Consider the following 19964-nt stretch of genomic DNA (forward strand, 5'->3'; position numbering starts at 1 on the left):
TAAAATGGCAGCAGAACATATTTATGATCTGATTATCGTGGGCGCTGGGCCTGCGGGGTTGACTGCTGGCATCTATGCTGGTCGGGCAACGCTGGATACCTTGATTTTAGAGGCGGACACGGTTGGCGGTCAGGTTACCACGACTTCAACGGTCTACAACTATCCCGGCAATGCGGCCATTGACGGCACCAAGCTGATGAATCAGATGCAGCAGCAGACCGCTGATTTTGGCGTCAAGATTCAAAAAGACGATATCATTAAGTTTGAGCTTGATGGTGACGTTAAAAAACTGACGGGCAAGAGCGGCAGCGTCTACCAGACCCGCAGCGTCATTTTGTCGATGGGAGCCAGTCCGCGCAAAGTTGGCTTCCCAGGTGAAGAAGAGTTTCGTGGGCGCGGCGTGGCCTACTGCTCAACCTGCGATGGAGAGCTGTTTAGCGGGCTGCAGGTGTTTGTCGTTGGCGGTGGCTACTCAGCCGCTGAAGAAGCCGACTATCTGACGCGGTTTGCCAAGCACGTGACGGTCCTCGTACGGGGTGATCATTTTAAGTGTGCGCCGCTAACTGCTTCAAGGGCTCTCGATAATCCAAAAGTCAGCGTTTTGTACCATACTGAGGTCAAGCGCGTTGATGGTGATCAGTACTTGAAATCGCTGACGATGGTCAACAATCAAACTGGCGAGGAAACGGTCTACCATGTCGATGATGGCGATCAAACCTTTGGCGTCTTTATCTATGTTGGTACAAAGCCAGCTACTGAACAGTTAAAGGGCATCGTTGACCTGGATGAGCGCGGCTATATTCACGTTGATCAAAATGGGGCAACCGATCTGCCTGGCGTCTATGCAGCGGGCGACGTCATCGTCAAGCAGCTGCGTCAGATTATCACTGCCGCGGCTGATGGAGCAGTAGCAGCTACCAGTGCAGAAAAATACGTGACGGAACAAAAGCAGCGTTTGGGAATCCCGATCCATGTCAAAAAGGAGGTTCCTAAAGCAGCTACGGTTGGCCAGACTTCACAGGTTGAAAGCGAGCAGTCGGTTGCTCATCATACTGGCGACTGGTTTACGCCAGACCTGGTTGCCCAGATGCAGGGGGTCTTTAGCCGACTGACCAAAGACGTTACACTGCAGCTTTTAGAAGACGATACGGAATTGAGTCAAGAGATGGACAGCTTTATTGGTGAACTGGTAAAGCTCAGTGATCATCTTAAGATTCAAAAGGCCACCGCGCCAGACAGCCTGGTTTACACGCCTCAGCTGCGCCTGGTCGTTGATGGTACCGATACCGGTCTGCACTATGCCGGCGTGCCAACTGGTCATGAATTGACGTCACTGATTTTAGGAATCTACAATGTGGGTGGCCCAGGGCAAAGCGTTGAGCCGGCACTGGCTGAACGAATCAAAAAGCTGCCGTCGACTGACATTAAGATTGGGGTCTCCTTAACCTGTCACTTCTGTCCGGATGTCGTGGCAGCCTGTCAGCGGATGGCTTCGCTTAATCCGCGGATCACAGCGACGATGATTGATCTGCAGCATTTCCCAGCTTTAAGAAAAGAACGGCAGATTATGAGCGTACCGGCCACGATTATCAATGACGGACCAGTGATCTTCGGCAGTCAGTCGCTTGAAGAACTGGTTGCGGCAGCGGAAAAAGCAACTGAATAACTCAAAATGCCTTGGGCCAAAATATTAGCCCAAGGTATTTTTTATTGCTGCAAAAGATTCAGCTGGTGGCGCTGGCGGTACTGCTGCGGTGCAATACCGACGATTTTTTTAAAGCAGCGCGAGGCATAGTTGGGGGTTGCAAAGCCAAGGACGGCAGCAATTTCAGTAATTGGCTGATCGGTCCAGAGCAGCATGGATTTAAAACGGCTGATTCGATATGAGTTTTCGTATTGCTTGATCGTCTGGCCGGTTTCCTGCTTGTAAAGATGGGCCAGATAATATTTGTCGCGCTGCAGATCATGAGCCAGGTCATCTAAAGAATAGTTTTGGCCGCAGTGATCGCGAAGGGCAGCCTCGATTTTTTGCGTCAGCAGGCCCTTTTGACTATTCTGTGCCTGCTGATTTTTTTGAATGCGCTGAATAAAGATCTGACCGATTGCCTGCAGCCGCGCGTTTAGCTGCTCAATCGTCTGCAGACTCTCAACCTGCTGGCAGAGCTGATCAGAAAGAGCAAACGCTTCGTTGGGGGCAAGACCGCCTTCAATTGCCTGTCTGGTCAGCAAAGTGATGTGGCAGATCAAAAGATTTTTTTGATTGCGCAGCCGATCCTTGGCAACCTGACCAAAAGCCCCTGAACTGGTTAAAAGGCGAAAATAATGCTGATAGCTTGAATCATCACCGTTGCGAACCGCGCTCAGCATTCTTTTTTCCAGTTCATAGCTGTTATGGTTTTCTAAAATGTGTTCTGGTAATGGCAGCTCGTTTTCAAATGTTTTATGAATTTTTGGCCAATGCTGGTTGAGCCCGAACCAGATGGCGCTGCCGGCCTGCTCCAAATGATGCTGAGTACAGCTGCGCAGATTTTGCCAGATCAAAAGCCGTCGTTTTGAATCAACCAGTAAGGCGCCTCTAATCACGGAACTGGGCGCCAGCAAAAAAATTCCAGGTTCAAAAGCGACAGCAGCCAGTTTTTTCAGATGTGAGTCAGGCAGCTTGACAATTGCCGGCCGGTTCCAGACATCGGTAAGCTGACCGGCTGCATTCAGCTGATCGATTTCTAGTTGAGTGATTTCCTGCATGTTTTGGAGAAATTTTAATGATTCGGTCATGGTCCACCTCAATAAACGCAATTTAGGATAATGATTAGCAAGATTAGATAGGCAAAGAATTTGAAAAACATTATAATGGCATCAGAAAGCGGTTGCAAATATTTTTGAAAATGAGGTAGCAGTATGACAAAAGTAGACTTGAATTTTGTTGAGGGCCTGACGCTGGAAGAACGCGCCGACCTGGTTTCAGGAACGGATTTTTGGTTTACGGCCAAGGTTTCAGGAATGGACCCCATGCTGATGACGGATGGTCCTTCTGGCTTGCGCAAACAGGTCAACGTGCACAGTGCCATGGATCAAAGTATTGAAGCCGTGTGTTTTCCTTGTTCGGCATTGACCGCCAGCTCATTTGATGATCAGATGCTGGAAAAACTGGGTGAACAGTTGGGAACGGCTGCTCGTGCTGAAAAAATCGGTGTGCTGCTGGGGCCTGGGGTCAACATCAAGCGCAGTCCATTAGCCGGCCGTAATTTTGAATATTTCTCTGAAGATCCGCTGCTGGCCGGCCGGATGGGAACGGCCTACGTCAAGGGGGTTCAGAGCACTGGCGTTGGTGTCAGCGTTAAGCATTTTGCCACCAATAACCGTGAAGATCAGCGCTTCACCAATTCATCGGATGTTGATGAACGAACGCTGCGTGAGATCTATCTGGCACAGTTTGAGCGCATCGTGAAGCAGGCACACCCAGCCACGATCATGTGCTCTTATAATAAGCTTAATGGCGTTCAGGTATCGCAAAACCAGCGTCTTTTAACCAATATTCTGCGTGACGAATGGGGCTATCAAGGTCTGGTCATGTCAGACTGGGGCGCCGTGGTTGATCATACGGCTGCGATCAAGGCTGGCTTGGATCTGGAAATGCCAGGCAAAGGGGAAGCCTCAAAAGAAGAAATCATCCGAGCCGTTAAGGAGGGCCGTCTTCAAGAGTCAACGCTGAACCGTTCCGCACTGCGCGTTTTAGAAATGGCTGAGCGTTATGGTCATCCAAAGACGCCAGCGCCGGTATATGATATGGAAGCGCAGCATGAGTTTGCCCGTCAGCTGGCTGATGACAGTATCGTCTTGCTGAAAAACGAAAATCAGGAGCTGCCATTAAGCGATTCCGCCAAGCTGGCAGTAATTGGCGAGCTGGCCCAAAAGCCGCGTTTTGAAGGTGGCGGCAGCTCGCATGTCAATGCTCATCGCGTGGTAACGCCAAAAGAAGCAATGCCTGATCATGCCGTTTATGCACAGGGCTATCGTTTGGACAGTGATCAAGCGGATGAACAGCTGACTAAAGAGGCAATGGAGCTGGCCAAAAACAGCGATCAAGTGGTCTTTTTTGCTGGTTTCCCTGAAACAATGGAATCAGAAGGTTTTGACAAACAGTCCATCAGTCTGCCAGCCAACCAGAATGAATTGATTGAACAGCTGCTGACGGTCAACCCGCACGTGATCGTGGTTCTTCAAAACGGTTCGGCAGTTGAGATGCCTTGGGAACCAAAGACGCCAGCTGTTGTTGAGACTTATCTGGCTGGTGAGGCAGTCGGTGAGGCTACCTGGGATATTTTGTCTGGCAGAGTCAATCCTTCTGGCAAGCTTTCGGAAACCTTCCCTAAGCAGCTAGCCGACAATCCAACCTATCCAACCTTTGGCAAGGATCGTCGGCATGAGGTCTATCGAGAAGGCATCTTAATGGGATATCGCTACTATGATGCCAAGCAGCTGGCCGTGCGCTTCCCATTTGGTCATGGCTTAAGCTATACGACGTTTGCCTATCAAAACCTGACGATCAATGAAAACCATGATGACGTTGCAGTCAGCTTTGATCTGGAAAACACGGGCAGTCAGGCAGGTAAGGAAGTTGCTCAGATCTATGTGGCCAATCACGCCAGTCAGACGATCATGCCGGTTGATGAACTGCGCGACTTCGTTAAAGTTGAGCTGCAGCCTGGCGAGACCAAGCATCTGACCGTTAAGCTCTCACGACGCGCGTTTGCCTGGTACAACCCAGAAAATGAAACCTGGGAAGCCGATAACGGTCAATATGAGATCTTAGTCGGCAGCTCGTCGCGTGACATGCGGCTGCGGCAAAAATTTGAGCTGACGATTGGGACGAATCCGCTTGGCAAGATTACCGATGAGACCTACGTTGGCGAATTGATGGAAAATGCTGACGAACGAATCAAGCAGATCATTGCTGAAATGAATTTGACAGCTACATTTGACAAGTTGATGTCGCCTGAACTGGCACCGGTTTTTGCCAATATTCCTCTGCGTTCATTGACGATGGCAGATATTGATGCTGAAACGGTTCATGAGCTGCTGCAGAAACTAAATGAGCTGGATTAGTTAATCAAACATCAATAAAAAAGGATCGCAAAATTCGCGATCCTTTTTTATTTGGCTTGTTCTTGTGAATGCTTCTTGGCAGTCTGGCGGTACTGCATTGGCGTTTGACCACACCAGCGCTTGAACTGGCGGGAAAAATGGGAGGCTTCCTGGTAACCCAGCGCTGTACTGATCTCACCGATTGAAAGCTTGGGCATCAACAGCAGCTGCTGGGCTTTTTGCAGTTTGAGCTTAGAAAGATAGGCTCGCGGCGACTCGCCATAGACGCTTTTAAATAATTCAAAGCCATAGCTGGGACTGATTTGCAGCGTGCTGATGATCTGTTCAATCGTCAATCTGCCAACCTCGCGCGGGTCAATTCCCTCAGTCAGGTAAACATGGATCTGCAGTTCGAGCTGTTCTTTAACCTCGCTGGCAATTGATGAGGCATAGGACAGCTGATTTAGGTTATAGGCTGATGAATGCGTGCCGGTCTGATGAATCAAAGCCAGCAAAAAATCGGTAAGATAGCGCTGGATCAAAAGCTTGCTTTCAAACGAATAGTCCATGGTTGGGTCAACCAACTGATTTAGTGCCTGCAGACTGGGCTGCAGGGCCATGTTTTGCTGAGTGGCGTTTGGGTAATAGATCAAACCGTTTTCGATCAACAGGCGAATGAAGCCGGCATCATCCAGGTCAAAGTGAAAGTTGAAATAGTCCATCTCTTCAACACAGGTAATGTCATGGGCCAGGTTGGGCGGGATAATCAGAATATCGCCAGCCGTCAGTAGGTAGGATTTACGATGCAGGTTGACGCGTTCCTGACCTGAAAGAATCTGAATCACCTCAAAAGCCAGATGCTGTTCGATGCCGACATGCCAGCCAGCATTGACATGTTGAAAATGGCCGCCGAAAAAAGAAAGATTCCAATTGATGGCAGGCAGGCGGATTGCATTTTGCAGAATTTTTGATTGATATTTTTGCATTGGTTATACCTCGAAAATGAACAATTTATCCGTATAAATGATCTTTCGTGGAAAAGGGACATTTCTTCATGGTAAAGGCCCTTCGCTATTTTGGTTAGCGCTTTCATAATATAGACATCAGCTTTCAGAAATCGCTTACTAAATTGTAGCAGAAAGGGATGCAAAAATGAAACAGTTGTTATATGGGGTTGCTTATTATTTCGAATATCTCCCTTACGATCGCATTGATCAAGACATTGAAATGATGAAGGCAGCCGGAATCAATGTGGTTCGCATTGGTGAAAGTACCTGGAGCACCTATGAGCCGCATGATGGTGAATTTGATTTCAGTAAATTGATTTATACTTTGGATAAAATGGATAAAAACGGTATGAAAGTAATAGTTGGTACGCCAACCTATGCTTTTCCAACCTGGCTGGCGAAAGAATATCCGGATGTGTTAGTTGAACGACAAGGAAATCGTCTGCCATATGGTGCTCGTCAGATTATGGACATTACCAATCCGACCTTCCGTTTTTATGCTGAGCGAATCATTCGGCAGATGATGCAGGTAACGCGTGAGTATGATAACGTGATCGGCTATCAGGTTGACAATGAGACCAAGCATTATGGAACTTCCAGCCGCAACGTGCAGGCCGGCTTTGTCGATTATCTAAAGCAGGCGTTTAATGGTGATCTGGATGCTTTGAACGCCGAATTTGGCTTGGACTACTGGTCAAACCGGATTAATGCCTGGGAAGACTTTCCAAACGTTAATGGAACGATCAATGGCAGCTTGGCCGGTGAATTTGCCAAGTATCAACGCCAGCTGGTGACCGATTATCTGGCATGGCAGACGGCGATCGTGCGCGAGTATACGCATGATAATCAATTCATTACGCACAACTTTGATTTTGAATGGCGCGGCTATTCGTATGGGGTACAGCCCGACGTTGATCATTTCGCAGTTGCCAAGCCTTTAGACGTTGTGGGAATCGATGTCTATCATCCTTCTCAGCGTCAGTTGACAGGGGCCGAAATCTCTTTTGCTGGTGACATCGCTCGTTCGATCAAGCAGCAGAACTACCTGGTCTTAGAAACGCAGGCTCAGGCATTTAAGACTTGGACGCCATACCCTGGCCAGCTTTTCCAATTGGCCTTCTCACATGTTGCCAGTGGTGCCAACATGGTTGAATACTGGCACTGGCATTCAATTCACAATTCGTTTGAGACTTATTGGAAAGGGCTCTTAAGTCATGATTTCCAACCGAATCCAGTTTATAACGAAGCCAAAAAAGTCGGAGCGGCCTTTAAAAAGCTGTCAGCTGATCTGATCAATCTCAAACACACGGCCAAGGTTGCTTTTGTCGTTGATAATGCCAGTCTGACGGCAACATCTGGACCGTGGATGGAATTTGGCATTGGTGAGGACGCCAAATATAATGACGTTTTCCGTCGCTTGTATGATGCTTTCTATCGTCAAAACATCGCTACCGACGTCTTGGATCCTAAGCTGATTGATCCGGCAAAGTATGATCTGTTGGTCGTACCGATGCTTTATACGGCAACCGATGAGTTCTTACAGAAACTGAATGACTACGTTGAAAATGGCGGCCATGTTCTCTACACGTTTAAAGATGGTGTTGCCAACGAGCACGTCAAGGTTAGAACGACTCGACAGCCGGGCATCATCAGCCAAGCAGTGGGCGCGCATTATGAAATGTTTGTCGACCCGAATGGCGAAGGCTTAGCTGACAGTGCTGGCGTCTTTAAGGATGTTGATGGTCAGATCAGCAACTGGGCTGAGCTTTTGGAAACTGATGGCGCGAAGGTTTTGGCTACCTATGATCATCACTGGAAATCATACGCGGCCATTACTGAAAATAAGTTTGGCAAAGGGATGACCTGGTATCTGGGCTGCTGGCCAAATGAAGCCATCGTTATGCGCCTGGTTGAGCATATCGTTGCCGTGTTAGGCCTGGCTGGCAGCTATCAGGTCCAATTCCCATTGATCGTTAAGAGCGGCATTAATGAACAGGCAGAAAAGATTGATTTTATTTTTAATTATTCAGATGAGAACCAAGCGATCATAATGCCGTTTGCGGCCACTGAGCTGCTGACTGATACCTCAGTGGCGGCCGGTCAAGAAGTTGAATTGGCACCATGGGACGTCAAGATTATGAAAAGAGGATAATCACTATGGATACTGCTAAAAAACCAGAAGAAATCAAGTTAGATAAAAGCGGGCGCATCCGCTTTACGGCCGGCTTCTTTGTCTGCGCCATTCTTTGGATGACGGGGCTGGCAATCGTTTCGGCCGTCTTATTGCCGCAGCACCTGCGCGACATTGCCGGCGAGGCCGCCTCAACGACCATCTTTGGCTACGTCAACGCGGCTACGGCCATTGCCTCTTTGGTTGCCAATCTGCTGTTTGGGAATCTGTCTGACCGGACGCGTTCTCGGTTTGGCCGCCGGACGCCCTGGATCTTTTGGGGCGCCATCTTAGCCGGTGTAACCCTGTTTTTGATCGGGATCGTCGACAACGCCTGGCTGATTGGGATCATCTACTGTGTCTGCATGTTCGGCTTGAACATGATGCTGGCACCAGTCATTGCAACATTGTCTGATCGAGTGCCAGACGACATGCGGGCTACGATGTCGGCATTCAACTCGGCTGGGACGACGGTCGGCTCTTCATTAGGGACGCTGATCGGGGCCAAGTTCATTACGATTCAGATCCCCGGTTTTGCGACGGCCGGTATCTTGATGGGTCTGGCCGGAATTGCCACGATCGTTGTCTGGCCGCGGGAAAAGTCTTCTAAAGACCTGCCACCAGTCGAGGGCGGCTTCAAGGAGTTCTTAGCCTCATTTCGTCCGCCAATGCACAACGCGCGCGACTTTTGGCTGGCCTTCACCGGACGGACGCTGCTGATCTTCAGCTACTACATGATCTTAAACTACCAGCTTTACATTCTGGAAAGCTACATTGGTCAAAGCAAGACGGCCGCGGCGGCGACGATCTCCATCATGTCGGTAGTCACAATGGTCGTTGCCTTGATTGGCTCTTTGACTTCAGGCGCGATCTCAGACAAATTGGGCCGGCGCAAGATTCCGGTCAACATTGCCTCGCTGCTATTGGCAATCGGCTATCTGCTGCCATGGGTCATGAAGACTTCATTTTCCATGATTCTGTTTGCCGGTTTTGCCGGGCTGGGCTATGCCGTCTATGGTGCCGTTGACCAGGCCTTAAACGTTGACGTCTTGCCAAACAAAGAAGAAGCCGGCAAGGACCTCGGGATCTTAAACATTGCCACGACGCTTGGGCAGACGGCTGGACCGATCGTTACCAGTGCTTTGGTTGGCATGGCCGGCTACAGCCTGGTCTTCCCAGTAGCAATTGCCTTTGCCGTTTTGGCCTGCGTCTTCATTCAGATGATTCGTTGCGTTAAATAATTGCTTTACCCTAGACGTTTACTATCTACTCTCAAAAGGGCCGTCATGATCCATCTCCCAATGACGGCTCTTTTTATTTATTGAATTGTCCGGTTGATTTATACGGACAAAAATATTAAAATGTAATCGTTATCTAAGATCAATCCATAACAAATTATTTAGTCAGGAGGAGCCTGCCTTATGGATCAAGAACAAATCAAGACAAAGATTGAAAATGCCCAGACAGCCCTGGGGATTGAGCTGGGGTCGACACGCATTAAAACGGTTCTGGTTACGAATGATTTTCAGACGATTGCCAGTGGAGACTACGTATGGGAAAACGAATTGGATCATCATATCTGGACCTATCCAATAGAAAAGGTCTGGGAAGGGATTCAGACCAGCTATGCCAAGATGGCTGCTGAAATCAGTGAAAAATATGATCTAAAGCTGACTAGAATCGGTGCGATCGGCATCAGCGCCATGATGCACGGCTATATGCCATTTAATAAGGAAAACCAGCTGCTGGTCCCATTTAGAACCTGGCGCAACAACATTACTGGTCAAGCAGCTGCCAAACTGACGGAACTGTTTGATTTTAATATTCCAGAACGCTGGAGTATCGCGCATCTTTACCAGGCAATCTTAAATCATGAAGAACATGTAAAAGACATTGACTTTATCACGACGCTGGATGGTTACGTAACCTGGCAGCTGACGGGAGAAAAGACGACGGGAATTGGCGACGCCTCAGGAATGTTTCCGATTGATGAGGCTACGCATGACTATGATGCTGCAATGCTGGATAAGTTTGCCAGTCTGCCGGAAGTTGATCAATATGACTGGGATATCAAGGAAATCCTGCCTAAGGTCTTGGTGGCAGGCGAAACGGCTGGTCATTTGACGGCGGCTGGGGCTAAAAAGCTGGATCCAAGCGGTCTGCTGCAGCCCGGCTCGCTTTTGGCACCAAGCGAAGGTGACGCTGGAACTGGTATGGTTGCCACTAATGCTGTTCGTAAGCGCACCGGCAATATTTCAGCCGGGACGTCGGCATTTTCGATGGTTGTCCTGGATCAAAAACTCAGCCAGGTTCACCGTGATATCGATCTGGTTACCACGCCGGATGGAGCGCCGGTTGCGATGGTTCACACCAATAACTGCTCGTCTGACATCAACGCCTGGGCGGCAGTCTTCAATCAATTCGCGCGGCTGCTTGGTGTTACGCTGTCGCCAAACGAATTGTATGAAAAACTGTTTGATGCCTCGCTGCGCGGTGAGCAGGATGGCGGCGGGCTGGTCAACTTCAGCTATCTGTCTGGTGAAAACATCACGCGGGTTGATGAAGGACGGCCGCTGCTGGTTCGCAAGCCGGACAGCCGGTTTAATCTGGCCAACCTGTTTAAGGTCCAGCTCTATTCTGCGTTTGCGCCATTAAAGATCGGCATGGACATTCTGCTGCGCGAGGAACATATCCGCACTGATGTCTTGATTGCACAGGGTGGTTTGTTTAAGACGCCGGTCGTTGCCCAACAAGTCTTGGCTGATGCCTTAAACACGCCAATCAGCGTCATGAGCAATGCTGGTGAAGGTGGTCCATGGGGCATGGCGGTACTGGCTTTGTATGCTGCTGACAGTCATGGTAAAGACCTGGCTGATTTTCTTGATGACGAGGTCTTTGCCAATCAGGAAATCGCTACGCTGTCGCCAGAGCCGGAAAGCGTTAAGGGCTACGAGAAGTTTATCGACAACTATAAGCAGGCAATGCCGGCTGAAAAAGCAGCTGGTGAGTCAATGAAGCTGGATTAATTGGGAGGAATACAACATGCTTGAAGAATTAAAACAAGAAGTCTATGAAGCCAACATGCAGCTGCCCAAGCTGGGACTGGTTTCATTTACGTGGGGCAATGTTTCAGGAATCGATCGTGAAAAGGGGCTGTACGTCATCAAGCCATCTGGAGTTCCATATGATGAGCTGAAGCCAGAAGACATGGTTGTCGTCAACTTGAAGGGCGAGGTCGTAGAAGGTGACATGAACCCATCTTCCGACACGCCAACGCACACTTATCTGTACAACCATTTCCCAAAGATTGGCGGGATCGTGCACACGCACTCGCCATGGGCCGTTTCGTTTGCGGCGGCCAACATGGACGTCCCAGCACTGAACACGACGCATGCTGATACCTTCTATACCGACGTGCCAGCTGCCGATGCTCTGACCAAAGAAGAGATTGAAGAAGACTACGAAGGCAACACGGGCAAGACGATCGTGCGGACGTTTAAAGAACGCGGCTTGGACTATGAAGCAACGCCAGCCGCATTGGTCTCACAGCACGGACCATTTGCCTGGGGACCAACGCCAGACAAGGCCGTCTACAATGCCAAGGTGCTGGAGGTAGTAGCTGAAGAGGACTATCATGCCATGCAATTGACGCGTCAAAACCTGGAGCTGCCGCAGTATCTGCTGGACAAGCACTACTACCGCAAGCACGGTGCCAATGCCTACTATGGTCAAAACAACGCGCATTCCAAGGATCATGCCAAGCGTGAAAACTAACTGCACGCCTGACAGCAAGCATTGAACAAATTCCCGCCAAGATTACGCTGTGAATGCGAATTGGCGGGATTTTTATTGCTTAAATGACATAAAATTGTTAAAACTATCGTAAAATAAGAATTAATCATCATTACAATGAAAAATATAAGAGGCTGGTTCAATGGCAGAGATTAAATATGAAATTATCAGAAAAGCAATTCAAAAAGAGATCGAGTCCGGCAAGTATCAAGTCGGCGACAAGCTGCCCACGGAATCAAACCTGATGGAAACGTTTGGCGTCAGCCGCTATACGGTCAGACGGGCAATCAGCGAGCTGCAGAACGCGCATTACGTCTACCGAATCCAAGGTGGCGGCATGTATGTTGATGATTGGCAGGACAGCCAACAGCCGCCTAAAGCCAACAACAAAATGATCGGGTTGGTGACGACGCATCTGGTTGACTACATCTTTCCCAACATTATCAGCGGGATTGACCGAATCGTTTCTGCGCATGGGTATTCTTTAATCGTCAGCAATACGCACAACCAAAGAGAAAATGAACGGCGCAGTCTGGAGCGGCTGCTTGATACGCAGATTGCTGGACTGATCGTGGAACCGACGCAAAGTGCGCTGGCCAACACCAATATGGATCTTTATCAAAAAATCGCCCAGAGTCATTTGCCAATGGTTTTTATCAACGCCCACTACCCGCAGCTGCAGGCGCCTTATTTGGAAATCAAGGATAAAAAAGCTGAATACGAGATGACTAAGTATTTGATCAAACAAGGCCACAAGCGGATCTTGGGTATTTTTCAGGTTGATGATCTGCAGGGAACGCGCCGGATGGAAGGCTTTATCAATGCCTATATGGAATACCCTGACATCTCGTACTTGAGTGAGACCGTCATGTATCAGTCGGGGCAGGATATGAATCGGATTTTTCAGCGCGTGACTCAAATTATGGAACGGCCTGATCATCCAACGGCAATCGTCTGCTATAACGATGCCTTGGCAATTCAAGTAATGGACGTGGTGCGCTCAGCTGGCCTAAAGATTCCTGAAGACGTCAGCATTGTTGGTTTTGACGACTATGTTTTGGGACGCTACTTTACGCCGCGTCTGACGACGATTGAGCACCCTAAAGAAAAAATGGGACTAGATGCTGGCCGGATGATTATGAGTTTGATCGATGGTGAAGAGGTTAAGCCGATTGAATATGATGCCAAACTGATTTTTAATGATTCAGTGCGTAAATTAAACTAATAACGGCTGAATTATGTACGAGCTGTCTGCAAAATACTGCAGGCGGCTTTTTGTTTGGTATTTATTATTCATCCGCAAAAATGTTGCGTATAAAAAAACAATATCAGTATTGACTTATACGGACAAAAACATATAATAGTAACCGTAAGCGTTTTCCGGGAAACGGTTTCAAAAAGCTGATAGTCGTAATGGGACAACAACCATTATTGGGAGATGGATTTATTATGAAGAAAGTATCAAACGGCTTCATCTATACGTTTGGGGCGTTAGGTGGACTGTTGTTTGGGTATGACATTGCCTCGGTTTCTGGGGCGATCCTATTCATTCAAAAGCAGCTGCATCTTAACTCTTGGCAGCAGGGCTGGGTCGTCAGTTCAGTTTTGATCGGTGCGACGCTGGGTGCTTTGGGTACGTCTAAGTTTTTGGACAAGTATGGCCGGCGCAAGCTGCTGATCTGGGCTTCGATTATCTTTGCGATTGGGGCTCTGGGATCTGGTTTTGCACCAGAATATTGGACTTTACTGGTGACGCGGATCATCTTAGGGATCGGGGTTGGGATCACCTCAGCCTTGATTCCGGCCTATCTGCACGAATTGGCGCCTAAAAAGATTCATGGTGCCGTGGCGACGATGTTCCAGCTGATGGTCATGATTGGGATTCTGCTGGCCTACATTTTGAACTACACGTTTGAAGGCATGTACACTGGCTGGCGCTGGATGCTTGGCTTTGCTGCCTTACCTGCATTTATTCTGTTTATTGGTTCATTCTTCCTGCCAGAATCGCCTCGTTTCTTAGTTAAGATCGGTAAGGAAGATGAAGCACGGGCCGTCTTGATGAACACCAACAAAGGCGACAAGGCTGCCGTTGACAACTCATTAAAAGAAATTCATGAACAGGCCAAGCAAAAGGCTGGTGGCTGGAAGGAACTGTTCAGTCCACTGGTTCGTCCCGCTCTGATTACTGGTCTGGGCGCGGCAATCTTTCAACAGATCATTGGTTCCAACTCAGTCGTCTTTTATGCACCAACTATCTTTACCAAGGTTGGCTGGGGTGTTGCAGCTGCTCTGCTTGCCCACATTGGTATCGGGACGATCAACGTTATCGTAACGGTTGTCGCTATGCTGATGATGGACCACGTTGACCGTAAGAAGATGCTGTGTGTCGGTGCTACCGGCATGGGACTGTCACTGTTTATCATGGCGGGGATCCTGCACTTTAATGCTGGCGGCAAGGCGGCTGCTTATGTCAGCGCCATCTGCTTGACCGTTTACGTTGCCTTTTACGCATGTACTTGGGCACCAATCACCTGGGTTCTGATCGGTGAGGTCTTCCCATTGAACATTCGTGGGTTAGGGACTTCTTTGGCATCGGCTACCAACTGGATTGCCGACATGCTGGTCTCGCTGACTTTCCCATCCATGCTTAGTGCCATGGGCTTGTCAAATACCTTTATTACCTATGGGATCATCTGTTTCATCTGTGTCTGGTTCACGCACAAGTACTTTATCGAGACGCGTGGCAAGTCGCTGGAAGAAATCGAAGCAGGCCTGCGGGAACATCTGGCTAAATCTGAAGCTAAGAAAGCTCACTAGCGGCATTTGGTAATTCATCAGATAAATTTCGATAAAAGTAATTGAATTGTACGGACAAATAAGCTATTCTTATCACATAAGCTGCTTAAACCGTTTTCAGCAGCTTAGCAGACTAAAACTTCTTGTAAAAGGAGATCAAACTTATGTTAAAGATTTCAGACTATGAATTTTGGTTCGTTGCCGGTTCACAATTCCTGTACGGTGAAGAACAATTAAAGTCAGTTGCTAAAGACGCTCAAGACATTGTCGATAAATTAAATGCTTCGGGCAAGCTCCCCTACCCAATCGTCTTTAAGGGCGTTATGACCACGGCAGAAGGCATTACGCAATTTATGAAGGATGCCAACTACAACGACAAGGTTGCCGGGGTAGTTACCTGGATGCACACTTTCTCGCCAGCCAAAAACTGGATTCGCGGTACGCGCCTGCTGCAAAAGCCGCTGCTGCACCTGGCTACGCAATATCTGAACAACATTCCATATGACACGATCGACTTTGACTACATGAACCTGAATCAATCGGCTCATGGTGATCGTGAATATGCCTACATCAACGCGCGCCTTAACAAGGGCAACAAGATCGTTTACGGCTACTGGGGCGATGAAGACGTTCAACAAGAGATCGCTGATTGGCAAATGGTTGCCGTTGCCTACAATGAAAGCTTTAAGCTTAAGATCGTTCGTTTTGGCGATACGATGCGCAATGTTGCCGTTACGGAAGGCGACAAGGTTGAAGCCGAGATCCGTCTGGGCTGGACCGTTGACTACTGGCCAGTTGGCGACTTGGTTGAATATGTTGATGCCGTTGATGAAAAAGACATTGATGCTGAATACAAGAAGCTTGAAGATCAATACGAAATGGTAGAAGGCGACAACGATCATGAAAAGTACGTTGAATCGGTTCGCTACCAGCTGCGTGAATATCTTGCCATCAAGAAGTTCATGGATGACAAGGGTTACACGGCCTTTACCACCAACTTTGAAGATCTGCACGGCTTAAAGCAATTGCCAGGTCTGGCTTCGCAAATGCTGATGCGGGATGGCTATGGCTTCGGGGCAGAAGGTGACTGGAAGACGGCCGGAATGGATCGGCTGCTGAAGATTCTGTCCAACAATGAAAAGACGGCCTTTATGGAAGACTACACGCTGGATCTGCGTCATGGTCACGAAGCTATCCTTGGCTCGCACATGTTGGAAGTTGACCCAACCATTGCCTCTGATAAGCCACGCGTTGAGGTACATCCACTGGACATTGGCGGCAAGGATGATCCGGCTCGGCTGGTATTTACCGGTTCAGAAGGCAAGGCCATTGACGTTACGCTCTCTGACTTCCGTGACGGCTACAAGATCATCGGTTACAGTGTTGACTGCCACAAGCCAGAAAAGGAAACGCCGCATCTGCCAGTTGCCAAGCAATTATGGACGCCAACGACTGGTCTGCGTGATGGGGCTGAATTCTGGATGCATGCCGGTGGCGGTCACCACACGATCCTGAGCTTTACTATTAAGCCACAGCAGATCAAGGACCTGTTCAAGATGCTTGAATGCAATGTTGAATATGCCGAATAATTCTTATAACTCTTTGCCTATTCTCTGCTCTGAACAATCCTAGCCACTCAAAATCTTAATTACTGTGTATCTAAAACTAAAGAGCCGCTCAGCTGTCTGCTGGGCGGCTCTTTAGCTGTTGTTTGATCAATCGGCTGAATAGACCTTCACCTCAATATCTTGATTATAGTTGCCAAAACCCTTGCCAAAAATCGTACAGCCGCCTTTATGCGTTGCAAAATTCTGAATCTCAAAGCGCAGCGTGAAACGATCATTTTGATAGGGGAGATCACTTAACGAAACCTTGGACCATGGCTCACCGTCAAGATAGGAGCCATGGTCGGTAATACGAAAGACTTTTTGCAAGCCATACTGATTGACATTGCTGGGAACCCAGGCTGGCGTGTATTTGCCGTGGACGTCTGAGAAGTCGCCTGGGCTGGTCCAGTAGCCTAAGGGAACGCTATTAAGCGAAACGGTGATGTCGGAAGGCCAGTTGTTGTTGGAAAACGGAAATTCTGAGCCCAGTTCGGCTGTAATGTCAATCATTCGCAGCTGATCATGACTGGTCAGATGGTTGGGAAACTGGTATTCAACAAAACCATTGTTCCACCAGATCATGCCGGCAAAGATGCGCTGTGGATCCATGAAATATGATGGATGATCAACGCGGCCAATATAGCCGTCTCGTCCTGCCAAACCGCATGAGGGAGCAACTGAGAAATTGGTATAGTGGCCAACGGGAATCTTAACCGTATAGGCATTATAAGAAGGGTAGATGATATTGGGGAACTTGATATTGATCTGATCAACCTGCAGCTTGGCAATCTTAAAGTGTCCTTGATGCGAGAAGGAAACGATTCCGGTTGCGGCTAGCTGATTGAGGTGCTTAGCAGTAATCGTTTCACTGACGCCCAGCTGAGCAGCCAGTGCAGAAATACTTTGGGCCTTTCTCGCCAGCAGCTGAATAATCTGAAGTCTAATAGGGTTTGCCAATGCTTTATAGACCGGTAGCCAGTCGTTTGAAATGGATGTTTCCATACGAAAAAACTCCTTAGATGATTAATCCTTAAAAACAATCAATGAAAAGGTTGTGTAAACGCTGTGCATTAACTGCAATATTGATTATAGACAATCAAAATATTGTTTATCAATAATTTATGCGGATAAATATTAAAAATGTTATATAAAGGCGTACAGAAATCGGTTACATTATAGAAGGTTAACCGGATAAATATTTTAGGAGGAATTATCAATGAGTAAATTGGCCTATACGGCACCATTAATCATTCAGCGTGCGGATCCATATATCTATAAGCACACTGATGGCTATTACTACTTTACGGCTTCCGTACCATCATATGATCGGATTGAGATTCGACGAGCAAGAACTTTAGAAGGACTTGCGCATGCTGCACCAAGAACGGTTTGGCGCAAGCACCCTGATGGCAGTGGTCCAATGAGCCAGTTGATTTGGGCGCCAGAGATTCATTTTATTGATGGCAAATGGTACATCTACTTCGCAGCTTCACATACCAAAGAATTTGATAACAATGGCATGTTCCAGCATCGTATGTTTTGCATTGAATGCGACCAGGAAAATCCTGTCTGTGCCGAAGAAGAATGGATTGAAAAAGGGCAGATCAAGACGGATAAGGACACCTTCTCTTTAGATGCTACCGAATTTGATTGGCAAGGCGACCACTACTATGTCTGGGCACAAAAAGATCCAGCCATTCGCGGCAATTCCAATCTCTACATCGCTAAAATGAAAAATCCCTGGACGCTGGCTACTAAACCGGTCATGCTTTCAAAACCAGAATATGATTGGGAAATCCGCGGCTTTTGGGTTAACGAGGGACCAGCCGTTATTCACCGCAACGGCCGCTTCTTTATGACCTATTCTGCCAGTGCAACTGACGAAAACTATGCAATGGGGATGTTGACCTGCTCTGATGATGCTGATCTATTAAATGCGGACAACTGGAGCAAGTCTAAAGAACCAGTCTTTCAAAGTGACCTGACGACACACCAGTATGGACCGGGACATAATTCGTTTACGGTGGCCGAAGACGGTAAAACTGATCTGATGGTATATCACTGCCGCGACTATACCGAAATCAAGGGCGACCCTCTGTATGATCCGAATCGCCATACGCTGGTCAAGCCTTTTGATTGGAATGACGATGGTACGCCAGATTTTGGCAAGCCAGTTCCATATAACTACGATTAGATTGAGGTGGAATTATCATGAATAATGAACAAACAACGCCTAAAAAGCATGCAACCAAGGATTTTTGGGGTTTTCCAATTACGCACTTTACCTGGGCAATCGTTTTTGGCTATTTGACGCTTTGGCTTGAACAAGAAGCCCATTTCAATGGTGTTCAAGCTGGGTTCGTCTTTTCGATGATGTCAGGGGTTTCTTTGATCTTCCAGCCAATCTTTGGAGTTATCTCCGACCGCTTGGTAATGAAAAAGAACCTGGTAATCACGATTGCAATCGGGATGATTTTAATCGGTCCATATTTCCAATGGGTCTTTCATCCATTATTAAAGGTGAATACGGCACTGGTTGGCTTTGTAACCGGGATCTATCTTAGCTTTATCTTAAATGGTGGGGTTTCGGTAATTGAGCAATACGTGCAGCGGGCCAGTCTGACTAATAAATTTGAATATGGTCACTCCAGAATGGGTGGCTCGTTGGCCGGTGCAATTGCTTCTCTGGTTGGTGGTCGGCTGTTTTTGTGGAGCCCCAACTCAATCTTTTGGGCCTGCACGGTTTCAGCAGTGATCCTGACATGCTGCTTGGTCTTTAGCGATAAGATTCACCTTGATAATCTGGCTGCCGTTGGGGTTGACAAGACTTCCTCACAATTAAATATGAAGCAGCTGGGTTCGATTTTTAAATTAAAGAATTTCTGGTACCTTTCGCTGTTTTATATTGGAACGTCAGCAATCTATGATGTTTTTGATCAGCAATTTATTATCTTTTTCAAGAGCTTTTTCCATACTGCGGCTCAAGGGACGCTGGCATACAGCTACATGACCAGTACGCAGACGGCGCTTGAATTTCTGCTGATGATTCCAATGCCTTACATTATCAATAAGATTGGTTCAAAAAACGGCTTGATTATCTATGGCTTGATCCTGGGCGTACGGATTATTGGTTCTGCAATGTCGCCATCGGTTGGCTGGGTCATTGTCTTACGGCTGTTGGCTGGTTTTGAAATGCCGCTGGTTTTGGTTTCAATCATGAAGTACATCTCCGGTTCATTTGATTTGCGACTGTATGCGACGGTTTATGCGCTAGCATCTAATTTTGCCAAGCAGATTTCGGTCTTTATCTTCTCGACTTTAGCAGGTAAGTGGTACGATGCATTTGGCTTCCAGCACACCTACTATATTTTAGGGGCGATCGTTTTAGTCGTTACGATCATCTGTGCTTTCGGCTTAAAGAAAGAAGACAAGGTTCAAGCCGGTGAAGTCAGTGCCCCAGCTAATGCAGACGCTTCAAAATAATCAATCTGCTTAACTGAATCAACA

14 protein-coding genes are annotated in these 19964 nt (G+C 47.8%); 11 read left to right on the forward strand and 3 right to left on the reverse strand.

Annotated elements, in window-relative coordinates:
- Positions 1–4: 4 nt before the first annotated feature.
- Positions 5–1666, forward strand: coding sequence for an FAD-dependent oxidoreductase (locus ABC765_RS02085; protein WP_347980610.1), 1662 nt, complete (start codon positions 5–7; stop codon positions 1664–1666).
- Positions 1667–1707: 41 nt separating this feature from the next.
- Here the strand turns inward: ABC765_RS02085 and ABC765_RS02090 are convergent, their stop codons facing one another.
- A complete protein-coding gene (locus tag ABC765_RS02090) occupies positions 1708–2775 on the reverse strand; it encodes a helix-turn-helix domain-containing protein (protein ID WP_347963318.1) in 1068 nt (355 codons plus the stop codon).
- Positions 2776–2898: 123 nt separating this feature from the next.
- Here ABC765_RS02090 and ABC765_RS02095 point away from each other — a divergent pair, with 123 nt between their 5' ends.
- Positions 2899–5106: a glycoside hydrolase family 3 C-terminal domain-containing protein gene (locus tag ABC765_RS02095; protein ID WP_347963319.1), complete on the forward strand. Its 2208-nt coding sequence runs from the start codon at positions 2899–2901 to the stop codon at positions 5104–5106.
- A gap of 47 nt (positions 5107–5153) precedes the next feature.
- On the opposite strand, the gene ABC765_RS02100 is transcribed toward ABC765_RS02095, so the two are convergent.
- A complete protein-coding gene (locus ABC765_RS02100) occupies positions 5154–6071 on the reverse strand; it encodes an AraC family transcriptional regulator (RefSeq protein ID WP_347963320.1) in 918 nt (305 codons plus the stop codon).
- 166 nt (positions 6072–6237) lie between these two features.
- Here ABC765_RS02100 and ABC765_RS02105 point away from each other — a divergent pair, with 166 nt between their 5' ends.
- The 7 genes from ABC765_RS02105 to araA all read left to right on the forward strand — a co-directional run bounded on the left by ABC765_RS02105 (position 6238) and on the right by araA (position 16439).
- Positions 6238–8244 carry a beta-galactosidase gene (locus ABC765_RS02105; RefSeq protein ID WP_347980611.1) on the forward strand — a complete coding sequence of 669 codons (2007 nt, stop codon included), beginning with the start codon at positions 6238–6240 and terminating at the stop codon, positions 8242–8244.
- A 5-nt stretch (positions 8245–8249) separates the two neighbouring features.
- Positions 8250–9503 (forward strand): MFS transporter, encoded by a 1254-nt coding sequence (locus tag ABC765_RS02110; RefSeq protein WP_347980612.1) that lies wholly within the window; start codon positions 8250–8252, stop codon positions 9501–9503.
- A gap of 180 nt (positions 9504–9683) precedes the next feature.
- The gene (locus ABC765_RS02115) at positions 9684–11288 is read left to right on the forward strand and encodes an FGGY-family carbohydrate kinase (protein WP_347980613.1); all 1605 of its coding nucleotides are present in this window, start codon (positions 9684–9686) and stop codon (positions 11286–11288) included.
- Between the two features lie 16 nt (positions 11289–11304).
- Complete coding sequence (locus tag ABC765_RS02120) at positions 11305–12036, forward strand: L-ribulose-5-phosphate 4-epimerase (protein ID WP_006500325.1); 732 nt, start codon at positions 11305–11307, stop codon at positions 12034–12036.
- A gap of 160 nt (positions 12037–12196) precedes the next feature.
- Positions 12197–13279, forward strand: coding sequence for a GntR family transcriptional regulator (locus tag ABC765_RS02125; protein WP_347952793.1), 1083 nt, complete (start codon positions 12197–12199; stop codon positions 13277–13279).
- Between the two features lie 224 nt (positions 13280–13503).
- The gene (locus tag ABC765_RS02130; protein ID WP_180305063.1) at positions 13504–14871 is read left to right on the forward strand and encodes a sugar porter family MFS transporter; all 1368 of its coding nucleotides are present in this window, start codon (positions 13504–13506) and stop codon (positions 14869–14871) included.
- Positions 14872–15014: 143 nt separating this feature from the next.
- On the forward strand, positions 15015–16439 hold the full coding sequence (gene araA, locus ABC765_RS02135) for an L-arabinose isomerase (RefSeq protein ID WP_347952795.1): 1425 nt from the start codon (positions 15015–15017) through the stop codon (positions 16437–16439).
- Between the two features lie 126 nt (positions 16440–16565).
- Here the strand turns inward: araA and ABC765_RS02140 are convergent, their stop codons facing one another.
- Complete coding sequence (locus tag ABC765_RS02140; protein WP_347952796.1) at positions 16566–17459, reverse strand: ArsR family transcriptional regulator; 894 nt, start codon at positions 17457–17459, stop codon at positions 16566–16568.
- A 214-nt stretch (positions 17460–17673) separates the two neighbouring features.
- Here ABC765_RS02140 and ABC765_RS02145 point away from each other — a divergent pair, with 214 nt between their 5' ends.
- The gene (locus ABC765_RS02145; protein WP_347952797.1) at positions 17674–18651 is read left to right on the forward strand and encodes a glycoside hydrolase family 43 protein; all 978 of its coding nucleotides are present in this window, start codon (positions 17674–17676) and stop codon (positions 18649–18651) included.
- 17 nt (positions 18652–18668) lie between these two features.
- Positions 18669–19940 (forward strand): oligosaccharide MFS transporter, encoded by a 1272-nt coding sequence (locus ABC765_RS02150; protein WP_347980614.1) that lies wholly within the window; start codon positions 18669–18671, stop codon positions 19938–19940.
- The last annotated feature ends 24 nt before the right edge of the window (positions 19941–19964 follow it).

Origin of the sequence: Limosilactobacillus sp. WILCCON 0051 (genome assembly GCF_039955095.1) — a bacterium.
Taxonomy (GTDB): Bacteria; Bacillota; Bacilli; order Lactobacillales; family Lactobacillaceae; genus Limosilactobacillus; species Limosilactobacillus allomucosae.